At 44.0% G+C, this 18,588-nt stretch carries 11 protein-coding genes; 5 read left to right on the plus strand and 6 right to left on the minus strand.

Annotated features, from left to right (window positions below):
* Positions 1-536: 536 nt before the first annotated feature.
* From Q7J63_RS14310 to Q7J63_RS14325, 4 genes are all read right to left on the minus strand, one after another.
* Positions 537-1,610, minus strand: coding sequence for a dipeptidase (locus Q7J63_RS14310; protein WP_304887077.1), 1,074 nt, complete (start codon positions 1,608-1,610; stop codon positions 537-539).
* A gap of 192 nt (positions 1,611-1,802) precedes the next feature.
* Positions 1,803-2,270, minus strand: a complete 468-nt coding sequence (locus Q7J63_RS14315) for a RidA family protein (protein WP_304887079.1) — start codon at positions 2,268-2,270, stop codon at positions 1,803-1,805.
* Positions 2,271-2,327: 57 nt separating this feature from the next.
* Positions 2,328-3,641 carry a gluconate:H+ symporter gene (locus Q7J63_RS14320; protein WP_304887081.1) on the minus strand — a complete coding sequence of 438 codons (1,314 nt, stop codon included), beginning with the start codon at positions 3,639-3,641 and terminating at the stop codon, positions 2,328-2,330.
* A gap of 98 nt (positions 3,642-3,739) precedes the next feature.
* Positions 3,740-5,947 carry a T9SS C-terminal target domain-containing protein gene (locus Q7J63_RS14325; protein ID WP_304887083.1) on the minus strand — a complete coding sequence of 736 codons (2,208 nt, stop codon included), beginning with the start codon at positions 5,945-5,947 and terminating at the stop codon, positions 3,740-3,742.
* Between the two features lie 158 nt (positions 5,948-6,105).
* Between Q7J63_RS14325 and Q7J63_RS14330 the strand changes: the two genes are divergently transcribed.
* From Q7J63_RS14330 to Q7J63_RS14340, 3 genes are all read left to right on the plus strand, one after another.
* Positions 6,106-7,299: a DUF4105 domain-containing protein gene (locus Q7J63_RS14330; RefSeq protein ID WP_304887085.1), complete on the plus strand. Its 1,194-nt coding sequence runs from the start codon at positions 6,106-6,108 to the stop codon at positions 7,297-7,299.
* A gap of 62 nt (positions 7,300-7,361) precedes the next feature.
* Complete coding sequence (uvrB, locus tag Q7J63_RS14335; protein WP_304887086.1) at positions 7,362-9,404, plus strand: excinuclease ABC subunit UvrB; 2,043 nt, start codon at positions 7,362-7,364, stop codon at positions 9,402-9,404.
* Between the two features lie 139 nt (positions 9,405-9,543).
* Positions 9,544-10,179, plus strand: coding sequence for a helix-turn-helix domain-containing protein (locus Q7J63_RS14340; protein ID WP_304887088.1), 636 nt, complete (start codon positions 9,544-9,546; stop codon positions 10,177-10,179).
* A 60-nt stretch (positions 10,180-10,239) separates the two neighbouring features.
* On the opposite strand, the gene Q7J63_RS14345 is transcribed toward Q7J63_RS14340, so the two are convergent.
* The gene (locus Q7J63_RS14345; protein WP_304887090.1) at positions 10,240-11,157 is read right to left on the minus strand and encodes a 1-aminocyclopropane-1-carboxylate deaminase/D-cysteine desulfhydrase; all 918 of its coding nucleotides are present in this window, start codon (positions 11,155-11,157) and stop codon (positions 10,240-10,242) included.
* Between the two features lie 64 nt (positions 11,158-11,221).
* Here Q7J63_RS14345 and Q7J63_RS14350 point away from each other — a divergent pair, with 64 nt between their 5' ends.
* Both Q7J63_RS14350 and Q7J63_RS14355 read left to right on the plus strand, forming a co-directional pair.
* Positions 11,222-12,262, plus strand: coding sequence for an RluA family pseudouridine synthase (locus Q7J63_RS14350; protein WP_304887092.1), 1,041 nt, complete (start codon positions 11,222-11,224; stop codon positions 12,260-12,262).
* 1,251 nt (positions 12,263-13,513) lie between these two features.
* Positions 13,514-17,833 (plus strand): hypothetical protein, encoded by a 4,320-nt coding sequence (locus Q7J63_RS14355; protein ID WP_304887094.1) that lies wholly within the window; start codon positions 13,514-13,516, stop codon positions 17,831-17,833.
* 68 nt (positions 17,834-17,901) lie between these two features.
* Here Q7J63_RS14355 and mnmD read toward each other — a convergent pair whose 3' ends face one another.
* Positions 17,902-18,588 carry a tRNA (5-methylaminomethyl-2-thiouridine)(34)-methyltransferase MnmD gene (gene mnmD, locus Q7J63_RS14360; protein ID WP_304887096.1) on the minus strand — a complete coding sequence of 229 codons (687 nt, stop codon included), beginning with the start codon at positions 18,586-18,588 and terminating at the stop codon, positions 17,902-17,904.

Raw genomic sequence — 18,588 nt, forward strand, 5'->3', positions numbered from 1 at the left:
TATCCGACAATCCTGTTTGAAAATGGTTTTGAGAGTTTAAACTGTTCATGGTCTGTGACCTACCAAGTCCGATTTTTTTGCTGTTTTTTTTGTCAAAGGGAATCATTAACTTGGTACAAATTCTACCGGTATGTCAAAAGAAAAAACAGTTAAGAAGGCAGAGAAAAAAAAGCCTGAAAAAAATCTGAAAGAAAAAAGAGCAGAGAAAAAAGAGAAAAAAGATGGTAAAAAACGCGCTGGTTAATCAACCTTGCGATTGTTTTTTTTATTCCTATTAATTAAGAAAGCCCTCCTCCTTTTTTGGACGGGGGCTTTCTTTATTGAACCCGAAAGATGTATTCCGTTTTCTAATGGGAGTGGAAACAGCTAGAAAATCAGACAATTTTGGGAATAACGGATATTCCCGATTTGTTGTCGTCAAAAATTGTAAACAAGGACTGATTACTAAGAAATTTCAGGCCGCAATAGAATTGGTAATGCTGACACGGGCTGAATTGACTTGGATAAATTCACTTCCGAAGTTTCCGGATTGCCCCTCATTTTTCCCAGGCATTTTTCAAAAAACCCAGCCAGTTACCATGCATGATTTTTTTGAGGTCGGTTGGACTGTAACCTCTTTTTGTCAACAGATTCGGAATTTTTTGGAAATCCGCTATGGTCTCGAGATCATAGGGGCATTGTTCCCGGCCAAAGGCACCGTCCAAATCCGAACCGATTCCGATATGATTGGCATTTCCGGCCAGCTGACAGATGTGATCCATATGGTCGATCATCTTCTCAAGGTTACAATCCATTTCCCTTGGGTTTGATTTCCCCCTTTCCCAGTTGGGGACCATCATCCAAGCATCCAAAGCCCCTCCGATCACGGCTCCCCTTTCGATCAATGCCTTAAGCTGATCATCGCTGAATTGCCTGTTGTGGTTCACCAGTGCACGGCAGTTGTTATGGCTTGCCCAGACGGGACCGTTATAATTGGCCAGGGCTTCCCAAAAACTATCGTCACAGAGATGTGTGGCGTCCAAAATGATGTTGAGCCTTTCCATTTCTTTCAAAAGTTCTTTTCCATTCGGGCCCAAACCGCCCGTGGCATCTGTCCCATTTGCATACCTTCCCGGACCGTAATGGGCGGGACCCAAAGCACGAAGTCCGTTTTCGTACGCCTTCTCCAGGTAACTGAGGTTCACGATCGAGTCCGCACCTTCCAAGGAAAGGATGTACCCGATGGGTTTGTAGCTCCAGGGCAACTCAAACAGCCAGAGGTGGAGATGCTTTTCCAGGCTTTCAAGATCATTTATCTGGACCATTTCCCCAGCATCTTCCATGGCTTTGTACCAGGCCAGTTGTCCTTGCGTCTGCGCCCAAGCCTGCTCTGGGGAATGCCATCCCGGGAGGGGATTTCCTTCTGACACATAGCGGGCGATTTGGGTCGCCACCACCAAGCCAACTTCCCCTTTTCTCAATTCCGGAATACAAACGGTGGCCTTTCCACGGTCTGGTTTATCTACCATCCCATTTTCCCTCCGGTTGGTCTCCGAAAGTGGTTTTCTCAAATCCCTGTTCCATTCGAGGGCATTCATGCTTAAATCAAGATGAGCGTCTATGGTGAACATGTTTGGAGTGTTTTTTTTTGTTAAATTTCCCCTGCCAGAGCAAGGAGTTTTCTTTTTTATGTATATCCGCAAAACGCCAGTAGAAGCCTAAAATCTTAATTGGAGGATTCTTCTTTCTTCCAGCTTCTGTCTTCCAATCCTTTTCTTAGAAAATATATTTTACTGGCCAACAGCGGTTGATCCTATCTCTTTTCATTGCTCCAGCTCAAACATGGCCTCTATTTCGACGGGAATATTGTCGGGAAGTGAGCCAAAGCCAACGGCGCTTCTGACCCCGATACCATTTTCCTCTCCCCAAACACTGGCAAACAATTCGCTGCAGCCGTTGATGACATAAGGATGTTTTTCGAAATCCGATGTGCAATTGACCATTCCGAGTACTTTTATTACTCGTTTCACTTTGTTTAGGCTGCCCAGATTCGCTTTTATCGTGGACAACATGGCCAAACCAACCTGCCGTGCGGCGGTTTTGCCGGCTTGAATGTCCAAATCCTCTCCGATTCTACCGATAATCAAAGTGCCATCCCCTTGAACGGTTCCATGTCCGGACAGATAAAGGTATTTGCCATCTATCAGGCAAGGTTTGTAAACCCCAAGCGGTTTGGGTGGAGGGGGCAATATTAGGCCCAAAGCCTCAAAATTTTCTTCTGCTGTTTTCATCTTGTTTGTGTAAAAATTTTCACTTGAATGATCAAATTCTTTTTTTTCTGATGCAATTTAAATAATTAGATCCAAAAGCATGACGCCACCAAGCCCTACAACGGCCACAATGGTTTCCATCAAGGACCAGGACTTCAGGGTGTCTTTGATGCTGACGTTGAAATATTCCTTGAACATCCAAAATCCAGCATCATTGAAATGGGAAAACATCAGGCTTCCCGCTCCGATGGACAGTACCAACAGATTCGGGTCTACCACACCTCCCGATACCAATGGCGCGATGATACCTGCGGTCGTCAATCCCGCTACGGTTGCTGAGCCTACGCAAACCCGGATGATGGCCGTGATCGTCCAAGCCAAAACCAAGGGATGAACATCCCATCCTTGAAGTCCGTCTGCAATGGTTTGGCTGACGCCACTGTCCATCAATACTTGTTTGAGCGCGCCTGCTCCAGCAATGATCAAAAGGATCATGGATATATCTTTGACTGAAACCACATACAGGTCCATCAATGTTTTGATGGAAAAATTCATTCTTAGGCCCAAGGTATAAGTGGCCAACAGAAGGGAAATCAGCATCACCATCCCTGGGTCGCCAACAAATAAGATGTAGGGGTAAATGCTGCTGGTTTCAGGAATCTGAAAGGCCAAAACCGTTGTTCCGATCAACAGTGCAACAGGAAAGAGCGCCGAGAAAAAACTGTTGAAATTTCCGGGGAGTTCCTCTTCTCTTTTTGGTTTGGCCTGGAAAGTTTCCAAGGGAGAGGATTTGATGTTTTTGAGAAAACGTGCAAACAAAGGGCCTGCAATGATGATGGTGGGAATAACGATGATCAATCCATACACCAGAGTGAGTCCCATATTGGCTCCGAATTGGGCAACCAATGCCGCCGGAGAGGGGTGCGGAGGCAAAAATCCATGCGTTACGGACAATGCGGCCAGCAATGGCATTCCAACATACACCGCTGGCAATTTGTATTGGTAGGAAACTGTGAAAACCAAAGGGACCAGCAAGACAAATCCTACATTGTAAAAAAGGGGAATTCCGACCACCAATCCCGTGACCATCATTGCCCAATGGACATTTTTCACGCCAAAAATGGCCATCAAAGTGTCTGAGATTCTCTGGGCGGCACCACTTTCCGCAACCAATTTTCCCAGCATGGCGCCCATGGTGATCACGATGACCAAATCTCCCAAAAGGCTGCCCATCCCCATTTGAACCGATTTGGCTATTTTTTCTGGTGGGATTCCCAAGAGGAAGCCTGCAAGGATGGAGGAGATCAAAAAGGCGAGAAAAGGGTTGAGTTTTACCCAGGTAATTAAAAGAATAAGCACCAGAATGCTAAGGAGTACAAATACAATGGTCATAGGTAGGTTTGGGTTTGAGGTTTTAAGTTAAAAAAATATTTAAGAACCGCTCAACATGCCCATTGATATATTTTATGAATGGTAAAATTTCCCTGCCGTCAATCTTTAAGCAAGCGGAGGTATTGATGATTTTCCCTGTCCACAAAGGAGATGTAATACAATCCGGGCTTCAGGCCTTCCAATTCTTTTTCAAGGGATAATTTATCCAGTAAATCATGGTAGAGGATCACTCCCTGTGGGTTATGGATTTGGACAATTGTGGTTTTGGGCTCAAAAAATTCGGATAGAACTATCGATACCCGACCTGAAGAATAGGGATTTGGCCAGATCTTAACCCCGCTGATGCGATCCGGATTTTGAGAATTGATCATGCGGAAGACCTTGCTCAATGTTGATTTTCCATCTTTGTCGACTTGCTCTATTTTGAAATAAACCGGTTGTGCGCCATAAAAATCATGGTGTTCAAATTCATAATGTTGAACAATATCACTGTCTCCCCAGCTTGGAACCTCTCGAATCGATTTGAAGGATGCCACATTTCCCAAAGACTGAAGGATTTTGAATTTGTGGTTGTTCGTTTCTTTTGCAGTAGACCAGTTGACCTTAGCCCCTGCGGCAATTCTTTTCGCGGAGGTTTGCAGCCAGGTGACTGGAAGGATACTCATGATCCTAAAGCTGCCCACAGTTAAGGTTTGATTGTTCAATTCCCCAAAAGTGAGTTGCCTTCTGGCCCACAGTTTATCGGGATCCAAGCCGGGAAGGTGCGTTCCTGGAGCAGCTTGTCCCAGACTTACAATCCTGAGATCATCGACATCGTCCACGATGAGATTTTTAGCGGAAATTCTTAGCTCCAAATCATCTGTACCTGCATTTAGTCCAGAAAACTCAAAAAAACTGTACAATTGATACAAAATCGGAGTACCATCCGAATCATTGAACGAAGGGTCCCAGTCTGCTCCTGGGAATTCCAAAAACCGGATGGATAGATTCCCTCCGGGAGAATTTCCCAAAAGCCGGACTTCTCGAATGCCTCCCTGATAAAAATCCTCGAAGGGGAAAGCAGCGTTTGACCCATTCAATCCCATTGGTATCTGGTTGTAAACCAATTGGCTTAGATTCAGCCAGCTTCCGCCTTGATAGGTATAAAAACCATTTCCGCTGGTGTTGAGAAAGAGCCTGTTTCCTCCAAAATCGACCCTCCCGTTTTTCATAAGGAAATTCGATTTTATTCTGAGGTTATTGTTTGTCAAAAGGGTTCCGGAAGGCTTGTTGACTTCAATTTGGTGGAGGTCCATTTCAAGATTGATGATTTGTTGCGCTCCTGCGCCTTCAAATCGTAGGAATGTGGGACGATCCAATACGGCGCCACCGTTAAGATAAACAAAATTTCCTCTGAGGAAAATGGAATCATTCAGTGTTTTGGTGGCCGCATTCTCGAAAAACAAGTTCTGGTAGGTTTTGAAACGCCCTGATGTGGCCATAGTTGAGCGGAGCATTTGTTGGTTGCCGGTGTTTGAGCTGTAATACACACTTCCCTCCATGAGAAAATTGGCCACATCCATGGTGGGGATATTTCCAGATAAAATTAGATTTCCCGTCGGCTTGAGGTGAAAAAGTGCTCCTGGAATGGACTCGGATCTTCGGATGATCGCAGACAGAGGCGCCGAACATGCGGAAATCAAGGTAGCCAAAGGCTCTATAATCAAATCTCCATAGGGATTGCTGCCATTGAAAATTGCCTGCGAATTGAAAGAAAAAGTGGAACAAGCGGGGATGCCCATCGTGTTGACGGTTTGGATCACCGTTCCGGATTGGATGATGAAGCGGTTTGCCTTAAATGCAGAATTGACAATCAAGGTTTCACCAAAATCCGGTTCAAAAACCACAGTGAATCGGCTGTTTGTGGTATTGGCACTCCAGGAAATCCGATCTACCACCGTTCTGGAAATCCCTTTGAAAACGATTTTCCCTGTTTCCGGGTAAATCCAATCGGTTGTGGCATTGGTCACGCTGTTGATTATAAATATTCCCGCGGTTTTATCCATACCCCTCAATGCACCGTAAACCTGAAGCTCAAAATTCTGGAGATTGAGTTTTCTTCCGGGGCTGGCAGCACTGAAGAGATAAACATTTTTGGCTTCTTCATTTTGGGTCAGGCGGACTTCGAACCCTTGGTCGATGAAAATATTGTTGTTTCTTCCCGGCTTGATGGTGGTGGGCATCCAAGCCGCCCCATTCCAAGTTTCCCAAATGCCGGGGTTTTGAAAGTTGCCGGAGGAAATGGTCCTGTAATCGTTGGTTTCCAATGCAATTTGTGCACAAAGCCTTGGACAGAATAAAAGGATTTGTAGGAGATTTAAGGAGAATATCCAGTAAATTCGCCACAAATTGTGAAATCTAAGCTTATGTTGGATTTTGCAAAAAGTCATGCTTAAAAAATTAGGACCAGAATAAATCTATACATATGCCCCCTTATTTGAAAAAACTGTTGCTGATTTATTCGTTTATTTATTCGACTATTTTCATTGCCTCAGCGCAAGACTATCAGATCAGCCTGCTGACCTGTGATCCGGGAGAGGAATTGTACTCTGCCTTTGGCCACAGCGCTGTACGGGTTTTGGATAGGGAGACCGGACAGGATTTGGTTTTCAACTATGGGACTTTTGACTTCAATACCCCCTTTTTCTACGTGAAATTCACCCAAAGAACACTCGATTATATCTTGAGTGTGACCACCTACGAAAGGTTTTTAATGGAGTACCATTACAATGAAAGGGATGTCAGGGAGCAAATCCTGGACTTGAATCCTACCCAATCCGCAGATATGGTCCGTTTTTTACAGATCAACCAGCTTCCCGAAAACCGGGCTTACCGTTATGATTTCTTCTATGACAATTGCTCCACAAGGATAAGGGACATGATGGAATCGGTGCTGGGAAAAAGCTTGAAATGGAACGATGATCCCGCAGCAGAGGAGAAAACCTTCCGGAACCTGATCGATGAATATGTTTATGCTATGCCTTGGGCGGATTTTGGGATTGACCTTGCCTTGGGTTCGGTCATAGACCGAAAAGCCTCAGAATGGCAAAAACAGTTCTTGCCGGATTATGTCGAAGCGGCATTTGCCACGGCTACGATAGAAGGGGATGGGCCAACCCGTCCTTTGGTCAAAGAAGAGCGAACAATCCTTGAATTTGCGGATGGAGAAGGGGACGGTTCTTTATTCAATCCCTATCTGCTATTTTGGTTAGTGGCCATCGTTTTTGTTTTGATTACTTATTTTGGATACAAAAAGCAACGCCTCCTGATTGGGTTTGACGTCACGCTTTTTGCGGTGTTGGGCGTCCTGGGTTTGGTTATTGTCATGCTTTGGTTTTTCACTTTCCATTCCCAAACCAAATACAACTGGAATATCCTCTGGGCATTTCCTCCTCACCTAGTCTTGGTATATGGCCTTCTTCAAGCCAAACCCGCAGTTTGGGTGAGAAAGTACCTGATGTTTGCCTTGATCATGGCCGATGCCGCCATTGTCTTTTGGATACTCGGCTGGCAATCTTTCCACCCGAGTATAGTGCCTTTATTGTTGGTCCTCATTCTCAGAACCAACTTCCTTTATTACAACCTGGACAAGTTCAAAAAGATCAGGGCAGGTAATTAAAGGAAGTTCGGAAAACTATTTGAGGGGTATTCTCTGTTTACTCTAAAATACAATACATCCTTATGGACTTCAGATTAGTTTCAGAATTCAAACCAACCGGAGATCAGCCCGTTGCCATCGAACAACTTGTCGAGGGTGTCAACAGGGGTGATGCCAGCCAAGTGCTGCTGGGGGTGACGGGTTCGGGCAAGACGTTCACCGTCGCCAATGTGATCCAACAGACCGGAAAGCCCACTTTGGTCCTGAGCCATAACAAGACCCTTGCCGCCCAACTTTACGGTGAATTCAAGCAGTTTTTCCCAGACAATGCCGTTGAGTATTTCATCTCTTATTACGACTACTATCAGCCGGAGGCCTTTATTCCCTCCAGCGGTACCTATATAGAAAAAGACCTTTCCATCAACGAGGAAATAGAGAAATTGAGGTTGAGCGCCACGTCTTCCCTGCTTTCGGGCAGAAGGGACGTGATCGTCGTGGCTTCGGTTTCCTGCATCTACGGTATCGGAAATCCCGATGAGTTCGGGAAAAACATCATCAAGCTTCAGGAAGGGGATCGCATTCCCCGCAATCAGCTTTTGTTCAAGTTGGTGGACATTCTTTACAGTCGGGTCAATCAAGACCTTACCCACGGTACCTTCCGGGTAAAAGGGGACACGGTGGATATTTTTGTAGCCTACGCGGACTTTGGGTACAGGATTTATTTTTGGGGCGATGAGATCGAAGCGATTCATAGAATCGATCCAGATTCCGGAAAGAAAATTTCAGACGAAAAAATCATTTCTATTTTCCCTGCCAATCTCTTCGTCACAGGCCGGGACGTGATCGATACCGCCATCCATGAAATCCAGGATGACATGGTGGCCCAAGTGGCTTTTTTCGAAAAGGACATGAGGTTGATCGAGGCAAAAAGATTGAAGGAAAGAACGGAATTCGACCTTGAGATGATCCGAGAGTTGGGTTACTGTTCCGGAGTGGAGAATTATTCCCGATACTTTGACAGAAGACTTCCCGGAACAAGGCCTTTCTGCTTGTTGGATTACTTTCCCGATGATTACCTGATGGTGATTGACGAAAGCCACGTGACGGTTTCCCAGGTTCGCGCGATGTGGGGAGGTGACCGTTCCAGAAAAATGAATTTGGTCGAATACGGTTTCAGGCTCCCTTCCGCATTGGACAATAGGCCTCTTCAATTTGAGGAGTTTGAGAGCATCACCAATCAGGTGATCTACGTCAGCGCTACGCCGGCTGATTATGAATTGGCCAAAACGGAAGGAGTCGTGGTGGAACAGATCATCAGGCCAACAGGTCTTTTGGATCCGAACATCGAAGTGCGACCAAGTGCCAATCAGATCGATGATCTTTTGGAAGAAATTGACCAAACCATTCAGGCTGGCGACAGGGTCTTGATCACCACGTTGACCAAAAGAATGGCGGAGGAACTCCAGAAATATCTGGAAAGAACCGGTGTGAAAAGCCGCTACATCCATTCCGAGGTAAAACCACTGGATAGGGTTGAGATTCTCAGGGAACTGCGATTGGGGGTTTTCGATGTATTGGTCGGAGTTAACTTATTGAGAGAAGGGCTGGATCTTCCCGAGGTATCCTTGGTGGCAATCTTGGATGCGGACAAGGAAGGCTTTTTGAGAAATGAACGGAGTTTGGTCCAAACCATTGGTCGTGCCGCAAGGAATGAAAATGGAAGGGTGATCATGTATGCCGACAAAGTGACCAATTCCATGCAGCTGGCCATGGATGAAACCCGGAGACGGAGAGCTGTTCAATCAGAATACAACGAAAAGCATGGGATCACACCCACCACCATCATCAAATCCAGGGAAAAAATCCTGGGTCAGACCAAGGTGGCGGACAGCAAGAGAAATGCAAAAATTTACCAGGAAACCTTGGAATTGGAAGCACAGGTGGCTGCAGATCCCCTGTTGCAATACCTGAGTAAGGATAAACTCGAAAAACTGATCGGTCAGACCCAAAAGATGATGGAAAAAGCCGCCAAAGAGCTTGATTTCATGGAGGCTGCACGATTGAGAGATGAATGGCAGGGAATGAAAAACAGATTGGAGCAAATGAACAGAGGCGTTTCTGGATAATCTCCGGATTTTTTTCTTCCTTTTTGAACAAAGGGCGAAATAGACGCTTAATCAATTCCCGATTAGAATTTAGTTCAGTGGCCATTTCGGAATGCTGGGATGTAGGATTTCTAACCCTGGATACAAATGCCCTAAAAAAATGACACTTCAGGAAATACATAGATTGGCCCAGCAGGGGGAAGGTTTGAAGATCGAATTCAAAAAGAAAGCTGCATTTCCCGAAAAAATCGTTCGGGAAATCATCGCCTTGGCCAATACGGAAGGGGGGCATTTGTTGATTGGGGTAGACGATGATGGTACAGTGAGCGGACAGAAATTCATCGAGGAGGAGGTTTTTGTCATGGAAAAAGCCATTGCGGAATTGATCTTGCCCAAATTAAACTACCAACTCAGTGTGCTGAAAATAAATGCCAAGAAAGGGGTCGCTGTTTTTCATATTGAAAAATCAGAGCATAGACCCCATTTTTTGTTGGAGGGAAATCGAAAAAAAGCTTACATAAGGGCTGCCGATCAGAGTCTTCAGGCGAGCAAAGAAATCTGGGAAATCCTTCGGCAGGGCAAAAAACAAAAAGACATCATTTTTACTTACAGGGAAAAAGAGGATATCCTGATGAAGGCGCTGGCGCAAAAAGGAACCATCACGCTGAGTGAATATTGCAGTGTGGCCAATTTGCCCCGCTTTTTGGCATCCAAGACGCTGGTTCGGCTGGTTTTGGCCAACGTGTTGAAAATTATGCCCCGAGAAACAGAAGACCTCTACTGCCTGAAAGAATAATTAGATAGGTTTCGTGGCCTTTCCTCCGAAAAGATTGCCCATGATGCAATACGATGGGCATCATCTCAGGTCAAGGTCTGTTCCGTGCTGCTGGTTGAAGCCAATATTCCCCTGTAGACCTCCGGTATGGATGGCGAGGATTTTTGTTCCCCTTTCATAAAATCCTTTGTTGATAAGGTCAAATAAGCCAAACATCATTTTCCCGGTATAAATCGGGTCAAGAGGAATTCCGGTTTGGAGATAGAAATCCTTTATGAAATCAACCAAGATCTTGTTATGTTTTCCATAGCCCCCAAAGTGATATTGATCCAAAATCTGATAATTTGAAGGTGGGGAATTGACATGCTGTTGAAGCAGGTCTAATATTTCCTGATGGATGAAATTTCCCTTTAGGGAAGAAAACCCCAATAACTGTTGGTTTGCCGCCAAGCTTGAGGCGATGCCTGTAAAGGTGCCCCCAGTCCCGATGCTCAGGGATACAAAATCAAATTGTGCGTCATCAAGGGAGAGTATTTCACCACAGCCTTGGATGGCAAGTGCATTCGTACCCCCTTCGGGAATAAGGTAAAAGTGACCGAATTGTGCGGCCAGGCCCTCCAGGACTTCTGTTGTGTTTTTGGATCTGTAGGTGGATCGGTTCAGGTAGTGAAGCAGCATGCCCTTTTCCTTTGCGAAAGCCAGTGTAGGGTTCAAAGGAAGGGTTTCTTCTCCCCTGATGATACCGATTGCCTTCAATCCCATTTCCTTGGCTGCCACAGCAGCAGCATAAATATGGTTGGAATATGCACCTCCAAAAGTCAGGATTTGGGAATGGCCTTCCTCCTTTGCTTTTATAAGATTGTGTTTGAGTTTGTAAAATTTATTGCCCGAAACCAAAGGATGAACAAGGTCCAGTCTTTTGACAAAAAGATGGATGCCTTTCTCCAAAAGGAGAGGGTTTTCGATTTTTTGGGTGGGGATATGGGAAGGGATCAACAAAACATTCAGAGGAATTATTCTGCAAATAACCGAAACTTTATGAAATGCACCTTATTTTTGTAAAATGGAAGAAGTGTTTGACGGAGAAGAATTCGAAGAAGAAGAGTTGGAGCTCTTTGAACATTATAATTTTATTATCGATAAAGGGCAGTCTCCAACCCGTATCGATAAGTTCTTAACGGAAAGGGTGACCAATGCCACCCGAAACAAAGTACAGAATGCCATAGATACCGGAATGGTTTTGGTAAACGGTGCGGTGACGAAATCCAATTATAAGGTGAGACCTTTGGATGAAGTCAAGGTAATGATGGAAAGTCCGTCCAAGAAAACCGAATCTCAACCGGAAGATTTGGACCTCGACATATTGTATGAAGACGAGCATTTGATGATCGTCAATAAGCCGGCTGGGATGGTCGTTCATCCTGCGCATGGGAATTGGACCGGGACCTTGGTCAATGGATTGATGTATCATTTCAATCAATTGCCGGAACTTCCGGGAAATACCGGGAGGCCAGGATTGGTGCATCGGATTGATAAGGACACTTCGGGTTTGTTGGTAGTCGCCAAATCCGAATTGGCCATGTCAGACTTGGCTGGACAGTTTTTTCACCACACGATCGAGAGGACCTATTTGGCCTTGGTCTGGGGAGAACCAAAGGATGAGGTGGGAACCATAAACACCCACGTGGGCAGAAGTGCCAAAAACAGAAAGGTCATCGAAGCCTATCCAGACGGCAGCCAAGGAAAGCACGCGATCACGCACTGGAAGGTTTTGAAAAGCCTCAGGTACGTGTCTCTGGTCCAATGTAACCTGGAAACGGGGAGAACCCATCAAATCCGTGCCCACATGAGGTATATTGGACATCCCTTGTTCAATGATGCGATGTACGGGGGAGATAAAATCCGCAAAGGGACACAATTTTCCAAATACAAATCCTTCGTTCACAATTGTTTTGCGATGATCCCGAGACAGGCATTGCATGCGATGTCGCTTGGATTTGTCCATCCTTTCACGAAGGAGAAAATGTATTTTGAGGCACCATTGCCTTCCGATTTCGCCCAAGTTTTGGAGAAATGGGAGAATTATGTGACCTATGAGAATTAATGAATATTTGGTTTTCGAACCTTAACAGGAACTGAATCATTAAATAAAAAAAAGCAGAGAAGCGCAAAGGGAATAAGGTCAATTTTGACTTATTTACTTTTGCGCTTTTTTATGCCCTTTTGTGAGCATGACATTCCCTTTTTCAAGAAATTTTATTCTGAATGAATGAATATAAGAGCCAAAACCTCCCATGAAAGATGAATTTTTGAAGATTTCGGGTGGGGGACGCGAAAGTGTTACACAATTATTAATTTATCCATTATATTTTAGCAAATCATTAAACATTTTGCTAAATTTTTTTGAATTCTCAATAGGAAACTTCAATTCAATTGTCAAGTTTTCAAAATCGGGGTTTTCGCAATCGTTGTAATTTTTATTTATTTAAAAAATATCCCGTTATTTTAAATTTACTGTAAATTTTTAGCAAAATTATTGAATTATTTTTAATAACAGATTCTGTGCATTACCTTTGATGTATCAAGAATGGCAAAAGGCTTTGTTGACATATACTGTAAGGTGTTGAAATTGGCAGACAAGCCCTCCGGTCTCGGGGGTGGAGATAAATGACAAAGCATATATGGAGCTCGTATATTGCCTAAATGCTCCGTAGAGGTTCGAGTCCTTTCCTTACAGCAGGTTATTTTGGGTTTATTGTTAATTGACTAAAGCTATGAGATTTTGTTTCATAGCTTTTTTTATTGTCTAAAAATTCAGAAGGAAAAAGAAACATTATTTTTCAAAAATCACTTATTGCCATATAAAACCAATCAATAACATAGAAATGTAGCTAGAAGTGGTTTGGGGGATTGAGAATTTGCCAATTATTGCTCCTTATTTTATCGTTTTTTTATTATTTGGCAATATATGTTTGTTATATTGATGATAATGTAAAAATTATTATATTTTCTTGATAATTGTTTAATAAACAAACCAGTTTGTTAACTTTGGCAAAATATTTAGGCAAAAGCGCTTGAATCAACCTTTGTAGGATGTTGAAACTGGCAGACAAGCCCTCCTGTCTCGGGGGTGAGGAGTTTAGGATAAAGCGCACATAGAGCTCTTGTGTTGCCTAACTACCTCGTGGAGGTTCGAATCCTTCTCCTACAGCAATTTATCCAACACAAAAAAGGGAATTCAAAGGCTGCTTTTCGGCACTTTTGGATTCCCTTTTTTTTGTCCCCATAAAACAGGAAACTTTCTTTTTATTTTTTCAGGCCGAATTGTATTACTTTTACCTTAGTAGATGCACCTATGGCAGAGAAAAAAGATAAAGAAAAATTTGGATTTAGACCTTCCCGGAAGCTTTTGAGGATTTTAGGCTGGTCTGTTATTGCCTTGCTCTTTCTTCAGGTGACCCTTTATTTTTCCGCTGACTTCTTGCTTCGGAATTTTTTGAAGGAGAAGGTGAAATTGGCCTCGAACAACAAATATGAGATAGATTTTGACCGGTTTTATATTTCCTTGCTTCAAAGGGGAATATCTTTTGATGGATTCGTCCTCAGTCCCGTGGAAAGCGAACTCTTGGAGTTGTCCGGGAACCCTTTTTATAAGATTTCCATGCCGGAGATTTCCCTGAAAAACATCAATTACCTATTTAGAAAAAAGGAATTCCAAATAGGAAAACTCTCGCTGGACAGTCCGGTCATTGATTTCTTTCTGGAAAAAGAGGGGCTTGATGAAAACCAGGAGTCTGCACTTAAAGTCCTTCAGGAGGAGATCAAAAAATCATTTTTGGGATCAAGTTTGGAGGAAATAAGGATTAAAAACCTGTTTATCGAAAATGCTGATTTTCTGTTCAGGAATTTCATCAGTCAGCATGCCATTCAGGCGGTCAATGCGGATTTGTGGATGAAAGACATCCAATTGCTCCAAATGAGAATTCCCGAAACGCCCTTCAATGCAGAGGGTTTTTCGGTGGATCTCGAGCAATTTGAGGTCATGTTGTCGGACAGTGTACACAGGGTAAAGGCATCGGAAATCCATATTTCCTCCCTGAAACAATATATCCAAGCCAATAAAATCGAGATCATCCCGGATCTTTCCAAAGCCTCCAAGACTTACCTGAAAATAAATCTTGATGACCTGGAGCTCACGGATGCCGATATCAACAAGGTATTCTACACTTCAGAAGTGGAAATTGGGAAATTGAAACTGAACAAACCTATTTTTGATCTTATTTCCACCAAAAGCTCGAAAAAAGCAGAGACCGATATTTTTGATCTTTATGCTTTGATCGAGGGCTTGTTGAAATCGATCAGTATTACGGATTTGTCCATTGAAGAAGGGCAGTTTATGCAGCGGAATTTTTCGGATCAGGCCAAACACCGGATCAAGGCCGAAAGGATAGATTTTGTGATGAAGGACGTGTACATAGGTCCGGATCAGGAGAAGAAAAAAAATCAGTTCTTTTATTCCCAGGATGCCCAGGTGGACCTTTTTCAGGTAGAACTGGCTCTGGTGGACAGCATTCATTGGATCCGCGGGGATAGGGTGCAGCTTTCTTCTTTTACAGACGACATCAAAATAGAAGGATTTACACTGACGCCTTTCGTGGAGAATGAGCTGGACCAAAATAAGACCTTGATTGAAATCGATATTCCCGAATTGAATATCAATGAGGCCAATCTGAGGAAAATCTATAACGAAGGGATCTTGGATATCCGGGAAATCGTGCTGATGAAGCCCGATATTCTCTTGAAGGATGTGCAGGGAAAAGACCAGGAGAAGTTGCCATTTGACCTTGAAATGATCACCCGTGATTTCCTTTCCTCTATCTATGTGGATCGACTGGAAATTCAGGAGGGGTCCTTGATTCTTGACAATAACCTTAGAGTCCGGCAGGATAGCCTTTCGTTTGGGAAAATCAATCTGGTGTTGGAGAATTTTTCGCTCGATGAAAGCACGGGCGATGGGGAATTCAAGGGGATTTTTATGGCAGAAAATCTTCAGCTTGAGCTGGATGATTATGCTTTGAAACTTTCGGATAACCTCCATGTTTTTACCGCCGACAAATTGTTTTTGGATACCAAAAGGGAGCTGATCAGGATAGATGGTTTTTCGATCAGACCCGAATACCCCGACCAAATCCAGTCTGCCTTGGACCGATATGGGAAAACGACGAGCTTGGATATTTATATCCCCCAATTCCTGGCCACAGGAGTCGATATTCCAAGAGCCTATTTTGAAGGGATTTTGAAGGTGAAACAAATCAAGGTGCCTTCGCCAAAAATCAATTTGCTCAGGTACAGGACCAAAGTGGATGATTTGGGAACTCCAGTCAAACAACAGGATATTTTGGACCTTTTGACCAGTTATTTTTCAGAGGTAACCGTAGATTCCCTCATCTTGGAAAAGGGAACCCTTAATTTCGAGAATTATGCCGGGGACCGAATGAGAACCTTTTCGGAAGACAACGTATCCATAGCAGTGAAGAATTTCCACATCCACGAAGGGACCGACCCGGAGGCTTTCAAGCTGCTGTTTTCTGAAGAAGTGGACCTCAGGCTGAACAATTATGTATTCAGTCTGGCCGGTGGAAAATACAACATCCTTGCAGACAGGATCAGTTTCAACACGGCAAGAGAAGAAATCATCACCTCCAATGTAAGACTTAACCCCAGCAGGAACAGCAAGGATAAAGCCAGTGTTTCGGCTCAAATCCCCTCTCTCGCTTTCCGTGGAGTCGACATAGAGGCCTTCTTGTTCGACAATACCCTAAGTTTGAGCAAGGTTTCGCTCTTGGGGTCGAAAGTCAATCTATTGATCAACAAGGATTTTGAAGAGGACGAAAAAGCTGTTTCCAGAAGGAGGGGAAGCCGCGATAGGAACCTTCCCAAGACCATTGATGTGGTCAAAATAGACACCGTCGAAGCTGAAAAAGCGATCTTCAATCTTGCTTTCAGGGAAAATGGTGTTCAACGCGAATTGATGAATACGGGGATAGACTTGACCATTTATGATTTTTTGCTAGACTCCGCCAAATTGTCCCAAGGTGATATCGCAGGGTTTTTTAGTGGCATGTCGATGGGTGTGGATGAATTTTGGCTAACCTTGGCTGACAGCATCCATCAAATCACCTTCAGTAAGGTGGAATTGGATACCCGGAATGAAGGGATTTTGCTGAATAACTTTAGGGTGATCCCAAAGAATCTTTCGGGAAAACCCGGGGTGCCCGTTATTTCAGCACATATTCCGAGGGCGCTGATCAAAACCAACGTGTTGACAGAACTTCAGTCCAGCAAAGATCTTTGGCTGAAGGAATTGAGGCTTTTCCGGCCGGATATAGAGGTTTTTGTGGACGAGGTAAGCCTTGAAACCAAGGAAGAGGAATTGAGGGCCATCAAAGATTTATTCCTTGAAAACATGATCATCGATGACTTCGAAATTGTGGAAGGGAACTTGGCCGTTCTCGACAAAAATTCCTCCAAACCCACCCGGAACTTCAAGAAACTCAACATGAGTTTGGCCGATCTCCGGGTTGACCTGAGGGATCTTTCAGGATTGGACCAAAAAAGCTTGCTCGAAAAGGACTTCAACATCACCCTGCCCAACTATCATGTATTGCTAAAAGACTCCCTGAACCAGATCCACATTGGAATGATCACCCTGACCAATAAGGGGCTAAAGCTACAGGCTGTGAAAATGACCCCGAGATTGGGCAGATATCAATATACCAGACAATTCGGAACACAGACCGACGTGATCCAGGTCATTGCACCTGAGATCTTGGTGAAGGATTTGGATTTGGTAAGATTTGTCCAAGACCAAGAGCTAGTTGCGAGGTCGATCAGTATAACGGGTTTGGAAGCCGATATATTCAGGGATAAAAGGTATCCTATTCCAAAGGATAATTATAGGTTTATGCCGCAAGCGCTCATGAAAAAGTCAGGAATGGTGGTTCATTTGGATACACTCCAAGTTTTCAATGGAAAGATCAGTTATACTGAATTTCCGGAAAAGGGAATGGTTCCAGGGGATATATACTTCTCAGAATTAAATGCAAGCCTGTTCCCCTTCCACCTGAATAAGGAATCGAACGCCTATCCGACAGAAATGACCTCAATTTCAGCAAATGCGCTCCTGTTTGGAGAGGCTTTGCTTGGCTTGGAGGGGGAATTGTATTTTGAGCATCCCTTTCCGATGGAGATCTCTGTAAAAATCGGGGAACTTGACCTGAGGCGTGTCAATTCGATGACAGAAACCAATGCGTTTGCACGAGTGGAAGATGGGAAAATAAACAGTGGAGAATGGTCGTTCATCGCGGATGACAACAGTGCCAAAGGGAACATGACATTGCTTTACAACGATATCAAAGTGGTCTTGCTGGATGAAAGAACCCTTGAAAAGGCCAAAGGAAGAAGAAGGATTTTGACCTTTGTGATCAATACATTTGCCGTGAAAAGCCACAATCCACGGAAATTGTTTAAAAACACCGTCAGTTCCACGATATATGAACCACGGGATGATCAGCGCTTTATTTTCAATTACTGGTGGGCAACAACGATGTCAGGCTTGAAAGGGAGTGTTGGACTTGGACAACCCAAACCGCCGAAGAAAAAGAAAGGTAAATAAGAATTGAATTTGTAGGAACAATCACAAAAAAAAGCCCATTGGATTTTACCATCCAATGGGCTTTTTTTTTACACAAGCAAACGTGCCCTTGTCATCTCGTTTTTGTCCGAAGGACCAGGGAGAATTTCTACCTCCAGTCCCAAAGACTTGAGGTCTGATCGCAGTTGGTTTTCAGCACTCGGGGTCACCAAAACAGCATTGGGGTTCATGGTTTCTACTACTTTTTCCAAGATGGATTTATCCCAAAGTTCCGCTTGGGTCTTTTTTGAAAAAGGATTGTAAAAAATCACGTCTGCGTGATACAGAACGGCATCTTCCAAGGTGGTTTTTTCCTTTTTCATGTTGAAATATTCCGAAGCGATGAAGCCTTCATCCCATGGCGCCTCATGGAGCCGATTGAAATAAGGGGCAAAATGGTAGATCGTTTGGTCTATTTCGGTATAATTCAACTGGGAATAAATCTCCTTGTCAACCGGGAAAGGTTCGATGGAATGGTACAGGACTGGGATTTTGTTTTGTTCGGCCCAGACCAAAGTCAGCCAGGCATTCAGACCAGTTCCAAATCCCACTTCGAAAATCCGGATGGGTTGAACCCCTTGATTGCGAATAAGCCAAGCTTCGAGTCCATAGAGCATAAAAACATGGATGGCTTCGCGAAAGGCCCCTTCCATGGAATGATAGGTTTCGTCAAATTCCGGTAAAAGCAAGGTATTGGATCCGTCCGCTGTTGTGACGATCTTGATTTCTTTGTTCAT

Origin of the sequence: Rhodonellum sp. (assembly GCF_030656585.1) — a bacterium.
GTDB lineage: Bacteria > Bacteroidota > Bacteroidia > Cytophagales > Cyclobacteriaceae > Rhodonellum > Rhodonellum psychrophilum.